General features: G+C 52.3%; 20 protein-coding genes. 13 read left to right on the plus strand and 7 right to left on the minus strand.

Features of this window, described 5'->3' with window-relative positions; genetic code table 11:
* Positions 1-87 precede the first annotated feature (87 nt).
* The 8 genes from AC0QHF_RS12675 (at position 88) to AC0QHF_RS12710 (ending at position 9,006) form a co-directional block, all read left to right on the plus strand.
* Positions 88-1,263 (plus strand): glycosyltransferase family 4 protein, encoded by a 1,176-nt coding sequence (locus tag AC0QHF_RS12675; RefSeq protein ID WP_324704581.1) that lies wholly within the window; start codon positions 88-90, stop codon positions 1,261-1,263.
* 53 nt (positions 1,264-1,316) lie between these two features.
* Positions 1,317-3,329 carry an ABC transporter ATP-binding protein gene (locus AC0QHF_RS12680; RefSeq protein ID WP_324704582.1) on the plus strand — a complete coding sequence of 671 codons (2,013 nt, stop codon included), beginning with the start codon at positions 1,317-1,319 and terminating at the stop codon, positions 3,327-3,329.
* A gap of 308 nt (positions 3,330-3,637) precedes the next feature.
* A complete protein-coding gene (locus tag AC0QHF_RS12685; RefSeq protein ID WP_324704583.1) occupies positions 3,638-4,600 on the plus strand; it encodes a glycosyltransferase family 10 domain-containing protein in 963 nt (320 codons plus the stop codon).
* A gap of 12 nt (positions 4,601-4,612) precedes the next feature.
* On the plus strand, positions 4,613-5,611 hold the full coding sequence (locus AC0QHF_RS12690) for an Npun_R2821/Npun_R2822 family protein (RefSeq protein WP_324704584.1): 999 nt from the start codon (positions 4,613-4,615) through the stop codon (positions 5,609-5,611).
* Between the two features lie 13 nt (positions 5,612-5,624).
* Complete coding sequence (locus AC0QHF_RS12695; protein WP_324704585.1) at positions 5,625-6,542, plus strand: Npun_R2821/Npun_R2822 family protein; 918 nt, start codon at positions 5,625-5,627, stop codon at positions 6,540-6,542.
* 158 nt (positions 6,543-6,700) lie between these two features.
* Positions 6,701-7,561: a hypothetical protein gene (locus AC0QHF_RS12700; RefSeq protein WP_324704586.1), complete on the plus strand. Its 861-nt coding sequence runs from the start codon at positions 6,701-6,703 to the stop codon at positions 7,559-7,561.
* 137 nt (positions 7,562-7,698) lie between these two features.
* Positions 7,699-8,181 carry a hypothetical protein gene (locus AC0QHF_RS12705; protein WP_324704587.1) on the plus strand — a complete coding sequence of 161 codons (483 nt, stop codon included), beginning with the start codon at positions 7,699-7,701 and terminating at the stop codon, positions 8,179-8,181.
* A 135-nt stretch (positions 8,182-8,316) separates the two neighbouring features.
* A complete protein-coding gene (locus AC0QHF_RS12710; protein WP_324704588.1) occupies positions 8,317-9,006 on the plus strand; it encodes a TrmH family RNA methyltransferase in 690 nt (229 codons plus the stop codon).
* Here the strand turns inward: AC0QHF_RS12710 and AC0QHF_RS12715 are convergent.
* Both AC0QHF_RS12715 and AC0QHF_RS12720 read right to left on the minus strand, forming a co-directional pair.
* Positions 8,996-9,790 (minus strand): glycoside hydrolase family 24 protein, encoded by a 795-nt coding sequence (locus AC0QHF_RS12715; protein ID WP_324704589.1) that lies wholly within the window; start codon positions 9,788-9,790, stop codon positions 8,996-8,998. The two genes, AC0QHF_RS12710 and AC0QHF_RS12715, sit on opposite strands and share 11 nt — an antisense overlap.
* A 5-nt stretch (positions 9,791-9,795) precedes the next feature.
* Complete coding sequence (locus AC0QHF_RS12720) at positions 9,796-10,455, minus strand: NAD(P)H-binding protein (RefSeq protein WP_324704590.1); 660 nt, start codon at positions 10,453-10,455, stop codon at positions 9,796-9,798.
* 141 nt (positions 10,456-10,596) lie between these two features.
* On the opposite strand from AC0QHF_RS12720, the gene AC0QHF_RS12725 reads away from it, so the two are divergent.
* Entirely contained in the window at positions 10,597-11,310 is a 714-nt protein-coding gene (locus tag AC0QHF_RS12725; protein ID WP_324704591.1) for a DUF1997 domain-containing protein, read from the plus strand.
* A 79-nt stretch (positions 11,311-11,389) separates the two neighbouring features.
* Here AC0QHF_RS12725 and AC0QHF_RS12730 read toward each other — a convergent pair whose 3' ends face one another.
* Entirely contained in the window at positions 11,390-11,860 is a 471-nt protein-coding gene (locus AC0QHF_RS12730; protein WP_324704592.1) for a DUF4079 domain-containing protein, read from the minus strand.
* 327 nt (positions 11,861-12,187) lie between these two features.
* On the opposite strand from AC0QHF_RS12730, the gene AC0QHF_RS12735 reads away from it, so the two are divergent.
* The 4 genes from AC0QHF_RS12735 to AC0QHF_RS12750 all read left to right on the plus strand — a co-directional run bounded on the left by AC0QHF_RS12735 (position 12,188) and on the right by AC0QHF_RS12750 (position 19,278).
* Positions 12,188-13,591, plus strand: a complete 1,404-nt coding sequence (locus tag AC0QHF_RS12735; RefSeq protein WP_324704593.1) for an ankyrin repeat domain-containing protein — start codon at positions 12,188-12,190, stop codon at positions 13,589-13,591.
* A gap of 144 nt (positions 13,592-13,735) precedes the next feature.
* Entirely contained in the window at positions 13,736-14,221 is a 486-nt protein-coding gene (locus tag AC0QHF_RS12740) for an ATP-dependent zinc protease family protein (RefSeq protein WP_375341420.1), read from the plus strand.
* Between the two features lie 859 nt (positions 14,222-15,080).
* Positions 15,081-18,314, plus strand: coding sequence for an nSTAND1 domain-containing NTPase (locus tag AC0QHF_RS12745; RefSeq protein ID WP_375341421.1), 3,234 nt, complete (start codon positions 15,081-15,083; stop codon positions 18,312-18,314).
* Between the two features lie 325 nt (positions 18,315-18,639).
* Positions 18,640-19,278 (plus strand): Uma2 family endonuclease, encoded by a 639-nt coding sequence (locus tag AC0QHF_RS12750; protein ID WP_324704594.1) that lies wholly within the window; start codon positions 18,640-18,642, stop codon positions 19,276-19,278.
* A 10-nt stretch (positions 19,279-19,288) separates the two neighbouring features.
* On the opposite strand, the gene AC0QHF_RS12755 is transcribed toward AC0QHF_RS12750, so the two are convergent.
* The 4 genes from AC0QHF_RS12755 to AC0QHF_RS12770 all read right to left on the minus strand — a co-directional run.
* Positions 19,289-20,794 (minus strand): site-2 protease family protein, encoded by a 1,506-nt coding sequence (locus AC0QHF_RS12755; RefSeq protein ID WP_324704595.1) that lies wholly within the window; start codon positions 20,792-20,794, stop codon positions 19,289-19,291.
* 208 nt (positions 20,795-21,002) lie between these two features.
* On the minus strand, positions 21,003-22,298 hold the full coding sequence (locus AC0QHF_RS12760; protein ID WP_324704596.1) for a glycosyltransferase family protein: 1,296 nt from the start codon (positions 22,296-22,298) through the stop codon (positions 21,003-21,005).
* Positions 22,299-22,357: 59 nt separating this feature from the next.
* On the minus strand, positions 22,358-22,705 hold the full coding sequence (locus AC0QHF_RS12765) for a hypothetical protein (protein WP_324704597.1): 348 nt from the start codon (positions 22,703-22,705) through the stop codon (positions 22,358-22,360).
* A gap of 211 nt (positions 22,706-22,916) precedes the next feature.
* The coding region (locus tag AC0QHF_RS12770) for a DUF6745 domain-containing protein (protein ID WP_375341422.1) at positions 22,917-23,325 on the minus strand (409 nt) is incomplete at its 5' end.

A 23,325-nucleotide genomic window follows, 5' to 3' on the forward strand; every position in this document is an offset into this window, starting at 1 on the left:
AAGGTTTTAGGTTAACCTAAAGTTGAGTTGGCGGGGGGCAGAAGTAGACCGATCAATCAATCTCAGACGGGCGGGGGTAGAAACTTCGTGAAAATTTCCTTAATCGTTAGCGATCTGTCGAGCAGTGGAGCCGGGAGATGGGGGGGCGCGGTCCGCCCTTTTCTGCTTTCCCAAGCCCTGCGACAAATTGGGTATGATGTCGAAATCTTGGGATTTTGCCAGGACGGTTCGCCGATTAATTTTGACAACAGCCCGGTGCCAATCGTTGCCATTCCGAGTTCCAAGTCTTATCCCCAATTTTGGCGATCGGCTCAAAAATTACTAGCCCGAATCACGGGAGATATCATTTACGCTTACAAGCTCAAACCCACCAGCTTTGGTTTGGCGCTGCTCAAAAAAATGCAGACGGGTCGCCCGGTCTTTTTGGATATCGACGATTGGGAATTGAGTTGGCACGGAGGAGACAACTGGAAGTATCGCCCGACGGTCAAACAGTTCGCAAAGGATCTGTTAAAAGCCGACGGCGCTTTGCGACAACCCGACCATCCCTTTTATTTGAATTGGATCGAAAAATGGGTGTCAAAAGCCGATCGCGTCACGTTGCACACCCGGTTTCTGCGGGAGCGTTTCGGCGGCATCTACCTCCCCAACGGCAAAGATACGAAGTTATTCGACCCGGCAAATTACGACCCTGACGCGAGTCGAAATCGTTACGGGTTGAGCGGATATCGAGTGTTGATGTTTCCGGGGGCTCCCCGGCCTTACAAGGGAGTGGAAGAGGTGCTGACGGCGCTCGATTTATTGGACGAATCGGATCTGAGATTGGCAATTGTGGGCGGCAGTCCCTACGACGATTATGATGCTAAACTGAATGAAAAGTGGGGGCGGTGGATCGTCGAGCTTCCCAACTCCCCGCCTCAAATGATGCCGGAGATTGTGTCGGCCGCTCACCTGGTTGTTGTGCCCCAACGGGATCACCCCGCCACTCGGGCACAGTTCCCCCTGAAGCTGACGGATGGCATGGCGATGGCCAAACCCGTCTTGGCGACCCGCGTCGGCGACATCCCCGAAATTTTGGGAGAGACCGGGTATTTGGTCGATCCGAGTTCTCCCCGACAAATTGCCACCCAAATTCAGTGGATTTTCAATCATTTAGATGAGGCAAATCAGCTCGGCATCCAAGCTCGTGCCCGGTGCGTCAAGCACTACGGTATTGATCGGATGTCTGAAATTTTGTCCGAGGTGATAGAAAACTATCGTTAGGGTGATTGGCGTCGGGGGCGATCGCCGTTCAAGTTGAATGAAAGGATCGATTTATGTCTGGCACAAATGCATTTGTTATCAACCTGATAAAACGCAATCCATTCAAAGTATTTTTCAATATTTTATTGGGTTTTTCTAGCGCGATTTTTAACGGTGTCAATACGGCACTGATCGTCCCCGTACTGCTACAGATTGCGGGTCAAGAAATCGAACTCAAAGGCTCTCCACCCATCATCAAAACCCTGTTTTCTCCGTTCGAGTCGATTCCGGAGCAGTACCGACTGATCGTCATGCTGGCGGTTATTGTTTTGACGATCGTCCTGAAAAATGGAACCAATTATCTGAGAAATTTGCTCTCCGTCGCATTCAATCGCAGTTTGGCGAATACGGTCAAATCGGAAATGCTCATCACTTTGATGGACACCGACCTGGATTTTTTTACAAAAATGAAAGTCGGAGACCTGACCAAGCGATTGGGATCGGATACGGCCCAGTCCGTTCAGACCATCAATGCGTACATCAATTTGGTCACACAAAGCATCACGATTTTAGTCTTTGTGGGATTGCTGGTGTCGATTTCATGGCAGCTCACATTAGCCTCGACTATTTTAATTATTTTAATTCTGTTCATCAACCAAAATATTATCCGCCGCTCGAAGCAATATGGAGATCTCCTCAATCAAACTCAAAAGGGTTATTTTGTCAAAGTTATTGAAACCTTAAATGGAATTCGATTGATCAAATCTGTGGGGAGCGAAAATCGAGAATACGAAACCATCAGAGACCTGATGCTGAAACTTGAAAATATCGCTCTCAAGTCGGAGATGAACTCTTCACTCATCCAACCGATCAATGAAATTACCAGCATTCTGGCAATCATCGTTATCTTGGTGTTGGGCCGCAGCTTATTCTCCGATCAAATCGAAGCCATATCGGCCGTCTTGCTGACTTACTTGCTCGTCTTATTTCGCCTGCTCCCGGTGGTCTCCAGTTTGAACGGCATTCGCAACCAAATTTCTCGGGGATCTGCGAGTTTTAATATGGCTTATGACCTGTGGAGACGGGACAACAAACCGATCATGGAACGGGGGTCGATTCCCTTTGAAGGTTGTCACGACAACATCAGTTTCAACGACGTTTTTTTCTCCTACCCGGGGCAAAGTCACCAGGCGCTCAAAGGCATCAACCTGACGCTGCCCAAAGGACAGACATTGGCATTAGTCGGAAGTTCCGGGGCGGGAAAGTCAACTTTTGCAGATTTGCTGCCCAGATTTTACGACCCCACCTCGGGCTCGATTACCATCGACGGCACCGACCTTCGCCAATTCGATTTGGTCAGTCTTCGGCGGTCGATGGGAATTGTCAGTCAAACGACTTTTCTGTTTAACGATACCGTCAGAAATAATATTATTTATGCCCGTCCGGATGCTACGGAAGATGAAATCGTGAATGCCGCCAAACAGGCGAATGCTTACGAGTTTATCATGAATTTGCCCAAACAGTGGGAAACGGAAATCGGCGATCGCGGCGTCATGCTCTCGGGGGGGCAGCGTCAGCGGTTGGCGATCGCCCGAGCCTTACTTCAAAAGCCCCAAATTCTGATTTTGGACGAGGCAACCAGTGCTTTGGATACCGTTTCCGAGCGTCTGGTTCAAGAGGCGATCGACCGGTTGAGTCGCGATCGCACCGTGCTGGTGATTGCCCACCGCCTCTCCACGGTTCAAAAAGCAGATACGATCGCCGTTTTAGAGCAGGGAGAGGTCGTCGAAGTCGGCAGCCACAAACAACTGCTCCAAAAAGAAGACGGTTATTACCGTCGCTTATATTCCATACAATTTGCCGACAAGGAGAAAGAAGAAAACTATTTGGACGAACAGGTTCTGGCCAAAGCGTCTTACGAAGCTCGCGGTTTTCTCAATTCAATTATTGGTTCCCTGAGATTGCTGGCAGACGAGATTGTAGACACGCCCGACGAGCAAGCGGAACTCACCGAAGAAGCCTATCAATCGGCTATCTATTTGTTGAGAACTATAGAGGTGTTTGAAAATAAACTGCATGAAAAGTAGTTGCACCCCCAAAATGAGCCGGGTCAGCCACCGTTTCCGGCAATTGACCCTCCCGGAGCGCGATCGCCGAAACCGTCAGCGAGGGGGCGTTCCGGAAATAGTGGGGCAACCCATTTGTTCTCAAGTCCGCCGTCAAAGCTGCCGCCATTCCGACGATTGCCTTTACATTTCTTTAATATTAAAAAACGTGCAACTCAGCCGGGTGTGTGCTATCATAAAAATGCCAATTCGATCAAATTGATGGGTGTAAACTGGGACTGAATTGACGAAAAGCGTCCTGCAAATTCGAGTTCAATCATTCAAGTCAAGTGAGCGAAAAAATTATCGGAATGTTAACCAGCTATCCGCAGCTCAATCAAAGCGATTGGCTGTGGAAGCAAACTCCTCACAGCTTTGGCAAATGGGGAAATATCATCATGCAAGCCAATCACCCTCGCCCCGATTACCTTCTCCTTTACCAATTCGATTTTGCCCGCAAGAAGCCGAAAAAGAGTCCGACTTTACGTCAGCAGTTGAAGCAGATCCTCAAACCGCAGCCCCAACCCGAAGAACCGAGCCTGCCCGAAAAGCTTCGGGGGGTTCCGAAAGAGCGAATCATTTATTTATTGCGGGAACCTCCCCTGGAAGAAATTCGGGAAATCAACAAGGTCAATTACGAACAAGCCCAGAATTATTGCGGGTATATATCCGGGCCGGATGATTTCGCTCCCGTGCCGGACTATATGCCCGCCATTTGGTATCACAGCAACTCATTTCGCGAACTGGATACTCTCGAAGCTCCCGCCAAAACTAAAGCCTGTTCTTGGATCACATCCGGTATCAACCGCACTTTAAATCACCAGCGACGCCTCGACTTTCTGCGACAAATTAAATCGGAGATGGACATTGATATCTACGGGCGGAACTTGCCCGACTGGTCCCAATCGGGCGGTTCTCTCAGCAATAAATGGCATGGAATGGCTCCCTATTACTACAATCTGGCGATCGAAAATTATGCCGAAAATGACCTGTATGTGAGTGAAAAATTGTGGGACTCTTTGCTGGCCTGGTGTTTGCCGATTTATTACGGGGGGCCGGCGGCTGACAAGTTGTTGCCCCCCGGCAGTTTTTTAAGATTGCCGAGTTTGGATGAAAAGGGCATCTCCTACGTGAAAGAGGTCATTTCTGACCCCGATCGCTGGCATCAGGCATGGCCCGCGATCGCCGAAGCTCGACAGATTATTTTGCACAAGTTGAACCTCCTCAACTGGCTGTCAGAATTTGTTGCTTAGTGGGTTGAAATAATGGATGGAATTTGTACCTTAGCCAATGATAAAGTTTACGATCAGCTCGTCGCCCTCTTAAATAGTATCGAAGCCAATCAGGGGGCTGATATACCGGTTTGCGTTTATCCCTACGATGATAATACGGAGCGGATCGCCGCGGAAATTAACCGCCGCCCTCAAGTGCAGCTTTATGGCGATCGCGAATCCATAGAACGCTGGGACCGTTTCGCCCGCCAAGTTTGGGACGCCCACCCCTCGGCCCGCCAAACTTGGGCGCAGCGGGGCTACGAACCTTATCATCGGGTCGGGACTCATCGCCGCTACTGCGCTTTTGACGGGCCTTTCGACCGGTTTATCTACATGGATGCCGACGCCTTACTTCTGTCGCCGGCGGTGCCCATTTTTCGGCAGTTAGAGCGCAGCGATTGGGTCGTTTACGACTTTCAATTTAAAGATCCCGGCCACGTTTACGACCTGTCTTCAAACAAATTGGGGGAAGTCTTTTCGCCCGATCGCATCGAGTCGGAGATCTTTTGTTCTGGATTTTATGCCACATCGAAAAGAATATTTGAAGAGCAGAAAAGAGAGCAACTGCTGCATCAGCTCGAAGCGGGCGAAGCCGAAATTTTATATTTGATGGCTCCCGATCAAACGGTGCTCAATTATATGGTGATGAGGTCGGATCTCAAGGTGTGCAATTTGGCCCGGAGCTTGCCCGCCGACGAAAAAACGGGAAATAGCGTCACTTCCGCCCACTTCCAAGAAAAAGATCATCTCGTTTACGACGGCGGAAAACGTCTGACCTACCTGCACTATATCGGCGTATCTTCCAAGATTTTTGCCCGGGTCTGTGCCGGAGAAAACCTCGATTTTCCCTATCGAGAGACCTTCCTCTATTATCGCTATTTACACGAACCGGAAAAACGACCTCGATTTGACTCCCAACCCGAACCGTACAAGCGCCCCCCAAATTTATTCCGACGAGCTTTGAATCAATTTAAGTCAACTTTCAACTGATGAGGACAATTCTATGAGTCGCGGCATTTATATCACGGCGAATGACAAGGTGATCGAACAGGCGATCGCACTTATGAAGAGCATCCGGATGTACGACAGCGAGACACCGGTTGTTTTGATCCCCTACGACGATAACTATCAAAAAATTGCCTCGATATTGACCGAATCCTACGGCGTCGAAATCTATCAAGATCTGGAATTTATAGACCGCCTGTCCAACCAGTTATACCAAATCTTTGGCGAGGGGTTTTTCGCCCGACCCAATCAATTTCGCAAACAGGCTTGCTGGTTCGGTCCGTTTGAAAAATTTATTTATATCGATACGGACATTGTCGTATTTGACAAGATCATCGAGACGACCAATTATTTGGATGAGTCCGATTTTATTTGTTACGACTATCAGCATAAGGGGGGAATCACCAATGTGTTCACCCCCAAAATATTTGCAGATGGTGTCCTCGAAGAAAGTGACATTCAAGATCTGTTCAACGGCGGATTTTGGGGGGCGCGTAAAAATTTGATTTCGGAAGAAACTTTATATGAAACGTTTTCCGAATGTGCCGCCCACCCCGAATATTTCGACTTTTCTCAAAAAACGTCAGATCAACCGATCATCAACTATATGATTTTGAAAAAAATCCCGCGTCGCTTCAACATCGTCCGTCGGCCTGGGGGGGCGCCGGGAAGCTGGGCGGGTAGCAAGCATTTTCAGGTGACAGGAGAGCGTCAAATCGTCGATCCTAACGTCAATCAACCACTGGAATACTTGCACTGGGCGGGAATTCGCATCAAACCCGGTTGTCCTTACTGGGAGATCTGGAAATATTATCGGTATTTGGACGAACCCATGCCGGATGATGAGTCCTTACAGCCCAAAACGAAAAGCAATTTATGGCAGACCATCAAAAAAATAGTTGGGGAGCGCTTTTGAAGTGTATTTGCCAATTACTTATTCTGAAGTTTAGCATCAAAATTGAGAGGGCAGAAAAAACGGTCAGATTCAATGGAAGTTGACGCAGTGGCTATTCTAGTTCTTATCTGTTAGATAAGGTATCTGAATATTGATGTTATTAGAGGTTAAAGTATCGTATGAAACTACAAAATAGAGACTTTTGCTTTTGTACCTTTGCCGCCGGCAAAGTCTACCGAAATCTCGTCAAAAATTTGATTCAAGATTGTCAGAAATACGCTCCCGGAACTCCTTTCATATTATTGACAGATAGACCGGGGGATTTTAGTGACATCAAAAATAATGATGTTCTGATCTTTGGTCATAAAAGGCAAGGAGTTTTGTGTTACCACGAACGGAGATTTGCGATCGCAAATGCTTTGTCAAAGTTCAACTCTTGTATGTATTTAGATGCAGATATACGTATCTGCGCTCTCATACCAGACAATCTGTCCTGGTTCCCCGGAATAACGGCTCGAAGTTGTACGAGCATGATGAAGCATATTCGAGGGCGACTTGACAAAACCAATCCCCCGAGGCTAACTTTGGTTAAAGAGTTTAATTTTTACAAAGATATGGCAAAAAAAATCGGCTTGGACTTGGAAAAAGATCCGATTACGTTTGTCAATGAATTTTTATTTGTGGTGACTCGTGATGGGGGCAAAGAAATTGAGTTTTTAGAGCAATGGCAAAAACTCGCACTGTACGCCGAACTACATCAACACCACAAGCACCCCGCTTATGCCATCGGGCTGGCGGCTGCAAAAGTTGGTTTTCCCATTCGACATGATACGATGGAAGGAATCGATTTTTTTGACGATCGCATCGAAAAAGTCAGGATAGCAAAAGGACAATCCGACCCGGAAGCGAAAAAAATGTATTTTGAAGTTCAGAAAAAAATTGAAAATTCAAATTCTTCTATTTTTGATAAAATTGTCCGGAAAATAACAAAAAATATAGAATATATATATCACTCAGTTCGTCTGAGGTCGTATTTTTAGGTGTGGGTCGCTCCTTGGCTCCCGAGTTCAAAACTGATTTCTGGAAACGGAGCATCAAGGAGTTGGGATTGAACTGGTCTTTTAGAGGACCGGGAAAACGAGGATAAGGCTGGAAGGACTTTGGCGACATAGATGTAATGATTGCCGTCCGTCAGTTTGAATGTACCGATAATTTTGCCTGGAAACCGGCCACCAAGCTTTTCAATGCTTGGCATGGGGGCGTTCCCGCCATTTTAGGATGGGAGTCTGCCTATCAAGCCGAACGGAAAAGTCACTTGGATTATTTGGAAGTTACAACAGTAGAAGAAGCCCTGGCGGCCCTCAAGAAACTTAGAGACGATGTGCTGTTCCGCCAATCGATGGTCGAAAATGGCAGACGGCGAGCATACGAAACTCAGCCGAATATCTTAACTCAAGAATGGATCGAGTTTCTGACAGATGTGGCCGTTCCCGCCTATCACAGATGGTGTTCTAATCCGGTGCTACATCGGAAACGGTTTTTTCTCAAACGTCAAACCGCCCTGTCTGCAGACCGACTTCAACGTTTTGTCGGATTCAAAATTGAGGGATTACAAAAACGCTTAAATGCATTCGGCAAGTTTTTTGATGTCCAACAATGAAGCACACAGACCAGCCCTCGAAGGCTCTATTGACAAAATCAACGCCCGCCAGGTTTCCGCAACGCCAGGGGTAGTGGCGCTCGCGATCGCACCCCGAGCCAGTATAATCGACAAAAGCAGCCCGATCGCACCCCCATGAACCCGGAACAGAAACGATCGCTCATCAACCACCTGCAAGAATTCGCCACCCCGGAGCGATCGCGCAAAATCCAAACCATCCTGCGCGAGCGCACCCGCCAGATCGCCGTCGTCCTCGAAGACCTCTACCAACCCCACAACGCCAGCGCCTGCCTGAGAAGTTGCGACAGCTTCGGCATCCAGGACGTCCACATCATCGAAAATCGCAACCGCTTCGACCTCAACCGGGAAGTCAGCGTCGGGTCCGATCGCTGGCTGACCCTGCACCGCTACAATCGACCCGACATTAACAATACCGAAACCTGCCTCAATTCCCTCAAAAAACAAGGATATCTCCTCGTCGCCACCACCCCCCACACCGACGACATCTCCATTCACGACCTCCCCCTCGATCGCAAAATCGCCCTGATGTTCGGCACCGAACTCACCGGACTCTCCGACGGCGCCATTTCCCGGGCCGATCGCTTCGTCAAAATTCCCATGTTCGGCTTCAGCGAAAGCTTCAACATCTCCGTTAGCGTCGCCCTCTGCCTCTACGAAACCACCACCCGACTGCGGGAGCAACCCCCCCAAACCTGGGGCTTGAGCGAAGCTGAAATCCTCGATTTAGAAGTCGCTTGGCTGCGCCAGTCCATCCGGGGCGGGCCGCAAATCGAAGCTCGGTTTTTGAGCCAATCTAGTTGCTAGGGGGAAAATAGGCCTCTTCCAAACCCCCGGAATTTTGAAAACCGTACAATTCATCCCGCAACACTTGCTCGTAAACCCGGGGTAAGGAACTCGTCATCAAATTATCCTCGATGCCGTATCCCAAACTCGTCCAAGTCCCCGAGAGCAACTTCAAAACCTCGTCGAGTTGCCCCCGCCGCAGCATCCCCGAAATGTCCGCATCCCAAAACGCCTCATCCAACAGCCAGCGGTAGACCACCAGATCTTGATATTCCGGATCAAAACTATAGGGATGCCAATACCAAAATCTAGCAGGTTTTGGGTGGTAGCGATCGGCCATCTGTTCCCAGGTCGTCGTCAAAAACTGATACCGTCCAGCCGCGGTGGTGCATCTCCCCCGATTCGGGCCGGCAACGATCGTAACACAGCGATCGGGGTGGCGGCTCAGATCCCAGACGTACTTCCCGCCGTAGATAACATGGTAGGGGTGTGGATAGTTGGACTCGCTGGCCGAAATCGTCCGCATCAGGGCCCGGATGTAGGGGTCGCCCCCCCGCATCACCAGCGGGGGCCACTGTTCCTCGACCCGAAGATCGCCCCCCAATTGTCCTAAAGGCGATCGCGTCACGAGATTCGACCACCCCCAACTCAGACCATACAGGATCAAAAATCCCAGAATCAGCGGTTTGAGCAACCGCCGTCTCGGCGTCGGTCGCGGGGGTCGGGTGACAAATACGGGGGGATCGATCTCGGAGGCCGATTGCTCGATGCGATCGCGCCTCCGCCGGGGTCTGGATGGGTGCATTACAATTAAGCGACACTGGCAAATAACTGTTCCGGGGACTTCTCAGCCGCCTCCGGTTTGGCAATCACCTCCACAATCTTATTCTGAGACGCGGGAACAAACAACGCCTCCACGCAAACCCGGGCCACCTGCGATCGCGGAATACTGCCGTCGGACAACCGATCCGCCGACTCCATCACCACCGGATATCCGTTCTCCTCATTTTTCAGACCCCCCGGCCTGACGATGGTATAAGTCAACCCGCTCTTTTGCAAATACTCCTCCGCCTGCTTCTTCCAGAACAAAATCAGCCAGAACAGATTCAGGGGGTGGAAAAACTGGGACGTGCACAGGGAAGACACGAACACGAAATGCTCGATCCCCTTTTCCTTGGCCACATCCACCAAATGCTTCGTCCCCTCGCAGTCCACCCGGTAGGGGGCGGTGAAATCGAAACTCGGTGTCGCACCCGTGGCACACAATACAACCGTACTGTCACCGATGGAATCGGGCAGCTTTTGCGGCTCGGTCACGTCCCCGACAACAATCTCAACATTCGGGGGCAAAACTTCCTGCGCTTTCTCCAGATTCCGCACCAGGGCGCGGACGGGGATATCTCGCTTCACGAGTTCCTCGACGATGCGGCGACCCGTCTGACCGGTCGCACCTGCTACAAAAGCCTTCATATCTCCCACCTATGCTAAAACAGATGTTATATTTTGTCCGATTCTACTCTCAAAATTTCAGTATATTCATTGTAGCGGTCTCACCTTGTCACGAGGCATTCTAGAGATAGAGGCACATGGCATATTCCAGGAGAACCCATCATGCAGCACGATTTGGTCAAACTTCAGCCTGTGGCAGCATCCGATCCCTACTTGCGCGAGCCTTTCGATCTGCAATCCTCAGATTCTCAAAATCGTGAGGCATCGGGCGATCGCGCCGAAACCATTTGGTTCCATACCCAGTACGAGGACTGCATGGAGATGTTTGCCGATCTCGATACGGTCGCCGAATATCTGGGAACTCACCGGGGTTGGTTCTGTCGGTGTGCCCAACCCATGAAAACCGAACCCATCGGGGAAAACGCCTACGCGCTGATCGTCGGGCGCTTCGGGGCCTTCGGCTACCAAGTCGAAGCCCGAGTCGGTTTGGAACTGGTTCCCCCCGACGAAACCGGGACCTACCGCATCCGCACCACCCCCATCCCGGATTACGTCCCCCCGGGCTACGAAGTCGATTTTCAATCGATCATGAAATTGGTGGAACTGCCCCTCGAACAGGTGTGCGAGAAATACGGCCTCGACCCGAAGGATTGTCCGGCCACCGTCGTCGGCGCCAAGTGGCACCTGGATCTGGCCGTGGGCGTGAAGTTTCCCCAGTTTATCCTGTCGATGTCGCGATCGCTGATCCAAAAAACCGGCGACGGCCTCCTGAAACGCATCGTCAACCAAGTTTCCCGCCGCCTCAGCTACAAAACTCAAATGGATTTCCACACCACCCACAACCTGCCCTTCCCCCTCAAAGGCAAAAAACGGTGAAGGGATGTTCCGATTCTCTGCGGAGATGCGATCGAAAACGCGGGGACGACTGAACTCAGTCGCCCCCATTTTTTTGGGATTACATTTTTTCGAGAATCCGCTGGAGAATTTCGATCCCCGTCAACGCCTGCCAGCCAAAGAGGCCCAACAAAGCGACATTCAGGGCGATGTGGCTATATCGTGCCCAATCGACTCCCTTTTGCATCAAAGGACTCAAGGATGCCGAAACGGCGATCAACCCCGTCATCCCCAAACCGGCCAGCAGGTGGGGGCCGACGAACAATTTGCCATTGTTGATGTAGGTGACGGCCATTCCTCCGATGGCGCCGAGAACCATCAAAGCCAGAAGGATCGAACCGGCTTGATAGTGCCTGACATTAAATTTACCTTTGATCAGTTCCTTTTTCTCGTCTCCCTCAGCGGCCCGGGTGCGGCGGATCTGCACCCCGAGGTACAGCGCGTAAAACGAGAGGGCCAGCAAAACCCACATGATCGCCGGGTGGATAAAATTCAGGTAAGGCTTGATCGACTCTGGAATGGGAAGCTCCATAGTATTCTCCGAATGGTAATATCGTCAGATCTTCACAAAACTTAGTATATCAGCCGTTTAAAGATGGGAGTCGGGAGTTGGGAGTCGGGAGTCGGGGAGGCAGGGGAGCGGAGGGGAAAATCTAAAATCTAAAATCTAAAATCTAAAATCCCCACACCCCTTGCCCTGAGCGGAGTCGAAGGGCCACATCCCACACCCCAACAAAAGGGATTGACGGTTTTTGATAGATCCTGCGAAGATTCAATTGACATAACTGCCGGCTTCCCCTCCGCCGGGGGAATCGTCGTTCTGTTCTCCAACCGACGAGTGGGGTGAAAAGCAGATTTCATGGGATCGACAGCACAGCGGGACAGTTCTTTAATTCGCGCCGTCAAAACCGGCAATCTCATTCATACCCGCGCCCTGCTGGCCAAGGGGGGAAATGCCAACGCCCGCGATCGCAACGGCGCGACGGTTTTGATGTTGGCGGCCCGGGCCGGATATACGGATATTTTACGATCGCTTCTGGATCGGGGAGCCGAGGTCAATTACAGTAGTCGGCACCACAACATGACGGCCCTGATGGCGGCTGCAGCGCACCGGAAACTTGATAGCGCCCGCTTTTTGCTCGAAAATGGGGCGGATGTCAACGCCCGCAATGAGGACGGCAGCACGGCCCTGATGGCGGCCGCGTCGAAGGGCGATCGCTCGATGGTGAAACTGTTGCTGGAGGCTGGGGCGGAGGTGAATGTGGCCGATCGCGATCGCGACACGGCGTTGAAATTGGCGCTCTCCAAAAATCATCTCGATATCGCCGAAGATCTGATCGAGGCGGGGGCGACTCCCGACGACGCCCGGACCGATTCCCAACTGCTGCTGCAAGTGGCCCGGACGGGCAATCCCGAAGCGCTGAAAAGCTGGCTGGAGGCGGGGTCGAACCCGAACGTCCGCAACGCGGAGGGGGAGACGCCGCTGATGTTGGCCGCGGACGGGGGGGACTGGCAGGGGGTGGAACTGTTGCTGCAAGCCGGGGCGGACGCGAACGCCCGAAATGTGGACGGTGGAACGGCCCTGATGGCGGCGGCGGCGGCCGGGGACCTGACGATCGCGAGTACCTTGTTGAAAGCGGGGGCCGATATTTATGCGTGCGATCGCGACGGGGAGACGGCCCTGCACCTGGCGGTTTTGGAGGGATATCCGGACATGGCGAAACTGCTGCTGGGTTGGGGGGCCGACGTCCACGCCGTCAACCGGTTCGGCGATACCCCGCTGATGGTGGCCGCGCTCCAGGGACACGCCGAAATCGTGGCGCTCCTGGTCCCGCGCATCTCCCGCGATCGCCGGGATGCCCTCCTCAACGTCAAAATCGGCGAGGAAACGATCCTGATCCTCGCGATCCGCCAGGGGGATTTGAAAGCGGTGCAGCTCTTGTTGGAGGGCGGTGCCGACATCAATTTGACCGGGGAGGGAAATAAAACGCCTTTGATGGCGGCGGCAGAAGTGGGAAATACGGAGATTTTGGAGCGTCTTTTGGAGGCCGACATCGATATTAATATCAGAGATGATACCGGATCGACGGCTCTGATGCGGGCCGCCTACGCAGGTCACGGGGAAGCGGTGCAATTGCTCGTCGATCGCGGCGCGGACGTGAACCTGAAAAATCGGGGCGGTTACACGGCGTTGATGTTGGCCGAATTTAACCGCCATCGGGAGGTAGTGGAACGGCTCAGAAATGCCGATGCTATCGAATGAAGCGATCGCCGGTCGATAGCACTCCGCATATCGATCGGGATATTGCAAAAAGCCGAACAGCCCTTGTCATCAAGTTTTGAATTTTGAATTTTGAATTTTGAATTGCGCGTAGCGCTATATTGTCGTCAAAAATAGGCAAGAATTTTGAACGAACCGAACCGAAAAAAAATCGATGTAATCGGGTGGCGCGAGTGGCTGGCTCTTCCCGATTTGGGCGTAACTGCAATTAAAGCTAAAATCGACACGGGGGCGCGATCGTCGGCGATCCACGCCTTCGACATCCACCATTTTTTTGAAGGGGAACAGCCGATGGTGCGCTTCAAAATGCACCCCATCCAGCGCAGCACCACCCAGACGGTGGAAGCCCGGGCAAAAGTCCTCGATCGCCGCCACGTCCGCAACTCCGGGGGGCAGGCGGAGGAGCGCACCGTCATCCTCACCACCGCCCAACTCAAGGAGCACAAATGGGCGATCGAATTGACCCTGACAAATCGGGACGTGATGGGGTTCCGAATGCTGCTCGGACGCGCCGCCGTGCGGGATCAATTTTTGGTTCATCCGGGGCGATCGTATTTGTTGAGTCACAAGCCTGTAGTAGGGAGTCGGGAGGACAGATATGATGAAGATTGAAGACCGAGCCTGGCTCGAAAAAGCGATAGAAATTGTCCGTTTTTCTGATATATAATTGAGGGATGAATTCCCCGAAGCGGAAGTCGATAAGTTCAAAGAAAAGGCGATCGCACGACTTTAAAATCTGTGGGAAGAACGGGTCGATTTTACACCGCAACTCGATGTCTATCCTTTGACACTGGAAAATTGTCACATTGCCGAGGAACAATTAATCTCGGGAATCGAGGCGCGAATGCAAGATCGGGACTTTTAAGACTCAAGCCCCCTAAATCCCCCAACTTTGGGGGACTTTGTCTTTTGGGTTTCCGGATTCTCGCAATTGGTCTGTGAAGGGTTGCACTATCGAGAATTTTCGGGCTAGACTGGATATTTCTCCCCTCGCCCAGAATTGGGAGAGGGGCTGGGGGTGAGGGCAAATCAAAGATTTTCGGGTTAAACCGGACATTTCTCCCCTCGCCCAGAATTGGGAGAGGGGCTGGGGGTGAGGGCAAGAAGTGCTTTTGGATAGATCGATAAGTATTTTTTCAGTATACAAATATACAAAAAAAATTCGCGATCGGTGAATCAGTTTATCAACTATACCTTAGCCATCCGAAATCACGGCGAGATTGTTCCTCAAGTCAATGGGGAAGAGTCGCCACGAGGGCAATTTGACAGAGAACAGCTCAAGCATATCCAACACTGTTTTCGTTTCTTAACCAACGGTAGATTTCAAGAACGAGATGACTTTACTTATTTAGGAAATTTACTGTTTGCAGCCCTCCTTAAACCCGTAAATGGCAGCTTTCATAGTGAAGTTTGGAAGCTCATCACTCGTGATGATGCCTTATCTTTGCGGTTTCGGATTGTTTTTGAGGAAGTGAATGAACGCACCGAACTCGCCAGCCAGATTATTAACCTGCCTTGGGAGTTTCTTTGCTATCCCGATGATAATCATACATTTTTGGCGACCCATCCCCGCGTCGCCCTCTCCTGCGGCTATCAAACTTGGCTGAATAATCCCCTGGAGGGATATGCCGTCCGAGACTTGCCGCTGCGGGTTTTGTTCGTTTGCGGTCGGCTTTCAAAATTAGAAGCGGTTGGTTTTGTCAGTTTGGTTAATCGAGTATTGAGTGAATTGGGGGATAGCGTCGAAGTTGAAACGTTAGACAACCCGACACCGGAGATATTGTCCGAAACGCTGAAGGAAAAATCCCCGCATATTTTGCATTTTTTAGGACAAGGAAAAAAGGGGGCGTTGGCCTTGGGAGACTTGCCGGATGGCGAAACATCCTGGTTGTCAGACCAATCGCTGTCCGATGTTTTGCGGGTAGGAGGTGTGAAAGGCGTGAAATTGGTCGTCCTGCAAGCCTGCGAGGGGGCATCTCCGTCGGAGGAATTGGCGTTCACGGGAACCGCAGCGACGTTAGTTGAGACTCACATTCCCGCCGCCGTCGCCATCCGGTATCCGATTTCTCAACCCCAGGCGTGGAAGTTTGTCAAAACTTTTTATGGCAAATTGGCGGCGGGGAAACCCGTGGATGTGGCGGTGCAGGCGGGACGGGAACAGTTGGCAATTGGCAATCAATCCCATAACCGTCGGGATTTTGGGGCGCCCGTTTTGTGGATGCGGTTGCGGGACGGACTCTTGTTTGCCGGGGATAAGGAACGTCCGGAAGAAGAAGGGGAAACAGATGCGGAACCTTTAAGGGATGAAACGGGTGAAGTTATCTGTCCCTATCAGGGGTTGAAGTCGTTTACGGAGGAAACCCGGCAATTTTTCTTCGGTCGGGTTCGGAAGGTCGAAGAAATCGAACAGAAGTTGAGTCGGCGGAATTTTGTTCCGGTTATCGGGGAGTCCGGTAGTGGCAAATCGTCGGTGGTTTTGGCGGGGGTCATGCCTCGGTTTAAAGAATTGGAGGGTTGGAATATCCTGTCAACTATTCGACCGGGGAGTCAGCCGCTGCATCAAATTAAAACAGTTTTCAATCCTTATTTTAATCAATCTATAAAAGAGCGGAAAAAGCTCAATGATTATATCAAAAAAAATCCGCCAAACTTGCCGGGTTTGATTGAAAGATTGCCCGGAACGGAGCGTTTTTTGTTGGTCATCGACCAGTTTGAGGAATTATTCACGCTTTGTGATAACGAAGACGACCAGAAACAGTTCATCAACCTGCTGTCTCAGGTGGAAACTCAGTCGCGCCTGTCGGTGGTTGTCACCCTGCGGTCTGATTTTTTGACGGAGTGTTTGAAGGATGCAGACTTGAGTCAGTTAATCGAAAATCCAGTTTTTATGCCCTATCTGGAAAGAGAAAATTTAGTAACTGTCATTGTCAGACCTGCGAGACGGCAGGGTTATGAATTAGCCGGGGGACTGTTGGGGGAAATCCTGCAAGATGTAGCCAAAGAACGGGCGACTTTACCGCTGTTGGAGTTTGCGTTGACGCGGCTTTGGGAACGGCGGGATGAAAAACGGAAACAGTTGACTTTAGAGGGATATGAAGCGATTGGTCGGCTGGCCGGGGCGCTGGATGAACACGCGACCAAGGTTTATCATTATCGGGATTATGAGGAAGAGAATCCCCAAGACCGGCGTTCGGAAATGGAGAAAGATTTAATCCAGAAAATTTTCTTGAAACTGCTACAAGTTGGGGAGGGGGAAAAGGAGACGAGGCTGCCCCAATTGAAAGCCGATATTTTCTCCATCGGCGGAGATGACTGGGAAAAGCGGGAACGGTTGACAGAATTGATTGATGGGGACTGCGGGTTGGTGAAAGGTCGCCTGTTGGTGGCGGGGGAGAGTGAAGTGGATTTGACCCATGAAGTGTTGATTTCCGGGTGGAAACAGTTGGATGCGTGGCGGACGGAGACGCGGAAGAGTCGGAAGTTTGCGAAGCAGTTGGAACGGGATGCGGAAGATTGGTGGAAACACGACAAATCCGGGGATTTTTTGTGGCAGGGATTGCGGCTGGAAGCCGGGGAAAAAGTCTTGGAAGAATACGCAACGGTGTTATCCTTCTCGCCGTTGGCGCGGGAATTTTTAGAGACGAGTTGGCACCAAGAGTTATGTAATTATCTGACAGACAAGAAGGTTGATAGTTTAAATCAGCAAGGATTGGAAAAAGACGCGGCTGATAAATCCTATTTGACGAAGGATAACCTGGGGAAACTTCTGGACAGTGAGAGGGAAGAAACGAAGGTGAGGTTGGCGGCTTCTTGGCTGCTGAAGCGGTGGGGGGAGGATGTGCCGATGCGGACGGCAAAGACGGATAGGGAAGGGAATGTCTGGCTGCGCGTGATTGATTCCCCGCCGATAGAAATTGAGGATTTGGGGGATGGCATTTATTTGGAATTGGTGAGGGTTCCGGGGGGTGAATTTTGGATGGGTTCGGAGGAAGGAGAAGTCGGCTCATATAATGATGAGTATCCGCGACACAAGGTTCGGGTGTCGGGCTATTGGATGGGCAAATATCCGGTGACTCAAGCCCAGTGGCGGGCGGTTGCAAATTTACCCAAGATTCAACGCGACCTCAAACCCTACCCTTCCTATTTTAAAGGGGAAGATCTTCCCGTCGAACGGGTTTCATGGTATGATGCGATCGAGTTTTGTGCTCGACTCTCCCGCAAAACGAATCGGTGCTATCGCCTGCCCAGCGAAACCGAATGGGAATATGCCTGCCGTGCCGGAACGAAAACGGCTTTTGCCTTTGGAAATACCCTGACCGGCGATTTGGCAAATTCTACGGCAGCAAGTCGCAACCGAACCACTCCGGTGGGAAGGTTCCAAGTGGCGAATGCCTTTGGTCTGTACGATATGCACGGGAATGTTTGGGAGTGGTGTGCAGACCCGTGGCATGATCACTATGACGGTGCACCCTCAGATTCTCGGGTGTGGGATGAGAAGAGTGATAAAAGTTATTATAGTCAATACATTAATTTTATAGTTAAATTATTGGGTGATAAACGCAAACGGGTGCTGCACGGCGGTTCGTGGTCTTACAATCTTGAAAACTGTCGCTGTGCCCACCGCTCCTGGGACGTCCCGGACTTCCTCTACAACAGCCTCGGTTTCCGCGTCGTCTGTCCCGCCTTGGAGACTCTTTCCCCTTAGCTTTTTTCCCTTGAATTTTGAATTTTGACTCTCGCCCCCAAACCCCCAATTCTGGGGGCTTTGATTGATGGGTTTTTGTGAACTGTTTTGCATTGATAATTCCCTCAAATTTCTCTTCGATCCCCCCCCGCCCCCCTTAAGAAGGGGGGAGCCAGAGGAGGTTTCACCTCGTCAGTTTGGGAAATGCTACAGCAATTTTCAATTCAATGGGGTACACTGACCCATTCAAAGTCCCCCTTTTTAAGGGGGATAATGGGGGATCTTCCGTCTCTCATTGGATCGGAAACTGCTATATAATAAACCTCAGTATCAGATCATCCGACCGATGGTTATAAAAAGCCCGATCGCATCTCAAGTTCTCTACCCCGACTCGGACGGCAAGCCGATGGCCGAAAATACCGTTCAATATCGCTGGATTGTCCGCCTCGTCACCAATTTGAAGCGGTTATTGCAGGGACAAACGGCTTTTGTCGCCGGGGATTTACTCTGGTATCCGATACAGGTGGAAACGCCGCCCGCCCCCTGCCTCGCCCCGGATGTGATGGTGGCTTTGGGGCGCCCGGATGGAGACAGGGGCAGTTACAAACAGTGGGAAGAGGACGACATCGCGCCCCAGGTGGTGTTTGAGATTATTTCCCCCAGCAATAGCGCCAGAGAAATGCTGAATAAACAGTTATTTTATACCCAGCACGGCGTTTTAGAAATGTTTTTTTACGATCCGGATTCCCGCGATTTCTGGGGCTGGGTACGAACCGATCCGACACAGGATTTCACCCCCGTTACTCCTCTGAATTTTCCCTGGACTTCCCCCACACTCAACATTCGCTTTGAGATGTTCGAGGACGGTTTGGCTATATTCTATCCCGACGGGGAACCGTTCAAGGAACCGGAGGAATTTATCGAAGAACGCGATCGCGCCTTTGCCAAGTTGCGGGAATTGGGCATCGATCCGGAACAATTATAAAAAGGATTGCCTAACCCCCGATCCCCAAGCGACTCGCCAAAGCGGGGGTGAGGGGAAACAGGGTGGCGATCATCAGAAATAGCGCCAGCAGTCCCAGCGCCGCCCGGGTGTCGTCGGGTTCGGTGAGTTCGTTGAGGCTGGGGCGTTCCAAATTGCGCTGCAAAATCAGGATCACCGCCGCCCAGTACAGGGCGAGGGGATTGACCAAAGATGCGATCGCCAGCACGATAAAGGTGGCGAAGGTGGATCGTCCGGCGACCTTGCGGCCGTAGATGGACTGCATGATCCGGCCCCCGTCGAGTTGTCCGGCGGGCATCAAGTTGATCGCCGTGATCACCAACCCCAACCAGCCGATAATCGTGAGGGGATGGACGTCAACGATGGTCTGATTCAAGGCCGAACCCAGGATCGCCTTGGCTAGGGTTCCCACCAATACCGAACCTTGGAAAAAGGCTGTGGGAACTTGGAACAGACTGCCCTGGTGGGAGAGGATCAACCCCGCCAGCAGCATCAGCAGGGACAGCAGGCCCCCCGCCGCGGGTCCAGCCAGGGCGACGTCGAACAACACCTGCCGGTTGGGGATCGCCGACTCGAAGCGGTTGAAGGCGCCAAAGGTGCCGATCTGGACGGTGGGGATGAAAAAGGGCAGGCTGAATTTGACGTCGTAGTGGCGGGCCATGACCTGGTGGGCGATTTCGTGGGCGGCGAGGACGGCCCCCACCCCGACGACGATGGGCAGAATTTCCCGGTAGCGGTTCAGTTCGCTGAAAAAGTCGAATCCCATCAGCAGGCCCCCGGCTTGGAAAGTGGTGGCGACGGTGATGGCGAGTAAAATCAGGGCGAGGACCGTTTGGGGGACGGTGGTGGGTTTGGGGTCGTTGCGACTCGGGAGGACGATCGCGACGGGTTTGCCCTCGGGATCTTCGATCAAAAACAGGCGGTAGCGATCGCCCATTTTGTCTTCCAGGCTGGCGGAGAGGCGGTTGTAAGCCTCGTCGGGGTCGCTGCGGAGGTTGCCTTTGAAGATGGCGCCGTCTTGGTAGGGGAAGGTTTCGGTGGCGAAAAAGGTGTCGATGCCGAAAATCCCCTGGATCACTTTCAAATCTTCCGGGGGGATGGGGGCGGGTTCCGGCGCCGGTGTCGCGTCGGGTTCGGGGGTCGTCCGGGTTTCCGCTTCGCCGGGGGAGGACTCGTTTTCCGCGGCGTGGGGGGCATCCGAGGGCGCGGGGGGGGTCTCGGGGGTTTCTTCGTCCGCGATCGCCCGCATCCGTCGCCCCAGGTAAATGTAGAGCCCGGTGGAGGCGACGAACAGCAGCAGGATGCTGACGAAGTTGATATAGATGCCGAAGGCGGCCAGCCCGAAAAATAACAGCCACGGCGCCATCAGGGAGGCCGACTGCAACCAAGAGAGGAGTCCGGCTTTTCCGTAGGGCCGGGAGCGATAGTACCCCCACCCCAGGATTCCCAGGGCTATCAGCAAGATAAAGATCGTGGTGTTGTCCGATGCAATAAACATTCTCTTCCTTTTGTCAGTCACCCAAAATTCGGCGATCGCGCAGTCTTTGCGACCCAAAATCGCGTCCGTCAATTTTCCTCTCTATTTACAATAACCCCTGACGGCGATCTGGTGGGTGCGACAGTCCGCGATCGGGGTGTGGGGAAGAATTGATAATTATCAATTATCAGTTATCAATTGATCCCCGTTCCCGGCGCGAAGCGCCCTGTCAGTGTTGCTGCACTCGCACGGGTTCGGTTTCGAGGAGGGGGGGAGATTCCGGGGAAAATATCGGCGTTGGCGTTTGCGATCGCAGTTTCCTCGCGTCCACCATATCCCGCCGCGTTGCCTCCCGCAACTGTTCCCGTAGGGCGGGCATGACGGCCAGAGCCCTCGTCCAGTCGGGAATTTGCGCCCCGGCCGGGTTCCTGAAATATTCTTCTCCCGCCTCGGCGATCACCTGTTCAAACAGTTCGACGGTGATTTCTTCTTGGTGGCGATCGTAGTGTAAATTATTGAACCGGGCATCCACGAAATACTGGCGGGTGTAGTCCTGGGCTTCGCGGCGGAATTTGATCCGCAGGGTGTGGATGTGTTCCCGGTCGATCGTCACCCGTTCCGTTTCGGCCAGGGTTCTCAGGATCGACCGGAAAATGTCCCGGCACATCTTCCGCAGCCCCTCGTTGCTGGAGGTTCCGACGATTTGATGTTTGTGGTCGAAAATCCCCAGATCGATCTGGGCGATCCGCTTTTCCGCCACGTTGCGGTACACTTCTGCCAGCAGCCCGATCTCCAACCCCCAGTTGCCGGGGATGCGGGTGTTGAGGGCGAGGTCGTTGGTGAGGGCGAATTCTCCCGAGAGGGGGTAGCGGTAGGCGCCGAGGTAGCGGAGGTAGTTGTGGTAGCCGAACACGTCCATCATGGCCGTCAGCAGGGGGGTGACGAACAGGCGGACAACCCGGCCGTGGAAGCTGGGGGGGTTGCCGCCGATGCGGGCGTAGTAGGCTTTGTTGAAGGCCAGACCCAGCTCTTTCTCCACCAGGGGAAATAGCAGTTTCAGGGGATAGGATTTGTCGTAGGTGGTGATGTCGGCATCGTGGAGGGCGATCGCTTCGGCGTGGAGGGTGGCCACCCCCAACCCCAGCCAGACGGCCTGACCTTTGCCTTTGAAACTCAACAGGTCCAGCCCTTTTTCCCGCAACTTCTCCATCAGTTGGGTGACGCGCGGCCCGTTTTCCCAAATCACCCAAATCGGCTGGGGCAGGACTTCAAAAAATTCCACGGCCCGGGCGTACTGTTGGGCGGTTTTGGCGTACACGCAGACGACGATGTGTTTGACAAAGTCGCACCCTCGCAAACAGTCCCGAATTTGGGTCAGCGCCGGCCTTTCGAGTTCTTCGTACAGGGCCGGGATCAGGACGGCGGTCGGAGACACTTCACTGAGTTGGGTTAGGCGACCTTCGAGCAATTCCAGATCGCAGCCAAAGTCGTGAATTGTAGTGATTAATTCTTGTTTGTAATCCATAAAAAACACCCAACTCCCAAACGATCGGACGTTGTCATGATACGATCTATTGTACCATCTCACTGTTGGAATTGATACAATTTATTACATTTTGATTTTCGGGGGGCGACTTCGACCCGATCGCCGCTCCTTTTGCCGCGCCGATCGCGGTCGATGTCAGAGCGAAATTCGCTTCGGTTCAGAGTAGATATTGAACCGCCGGCCGTGCAAAAATCCGGCGTCGGAAATCGATGTCCGAGCCACTTCAACGCCTCGATACTCGCCTTTCCGCACAGGCTGCAGGCGCCGGTGGTCAAAAAGTGGCGATCAAGGCAGGCGAAGTCCGGGTTCAAACCCGATCGCAATTCGATATTGACAATATTTTGCCCTTGTTCCCCGTCGATTTCCGGATCAACACAGTAACTCATTTTGGCGATATCGTCCCGGCGGGCAATAATTCCCTCCCCGTACAGGAAACCAGCCCCCGGCATCCGCCGGGGTGATGGCGACGGTTTTTTGGGGGGAAGGAGGCGGATTTACCGGGGTTCTTCGGTTGTCACCTGATCCGTCCGCGATCGCGCGCCATTTTCGACGACCACAATTTTAGATTTCGTCTGACGTCGGATTGATGCCATTTTTCTAAGTTTGAATTGCAAAGTCTTCCGGATCGATCCCCCAATTCACCCACCGGATCGCCTCCCGCGCCGAAGTCATGTTGGGAGGCACCCGCAGCGCGTGAATCGAATCCGTACTCGGATCGGTCATTTTCAACAGAACAATCGGTTCATTTTCCCGGGGACTTTCGATTCTCAATAACGTATATTCTTCCCAACTGTCCAACTCCACCGATCGCAATTCCTGGCAAATTCGCCCGTAGCCAATTTCTCGGATCAGTATCCGCCGCAATTCCGCATTTTCTTCTTCCAACAACCATTCGGACTTCCACTGGCGGGGATGGACTCGACCGTATGTTTCCGGCAGTCTCACCCCGTGATGAAAATAGAGGCGATATCCGTCCGAAAATTCGATCGCGGCTTCCCCTTCGGCG

Source organism: Lyngbya sp. CCY1209 (genome assembly GCF_055795065.1).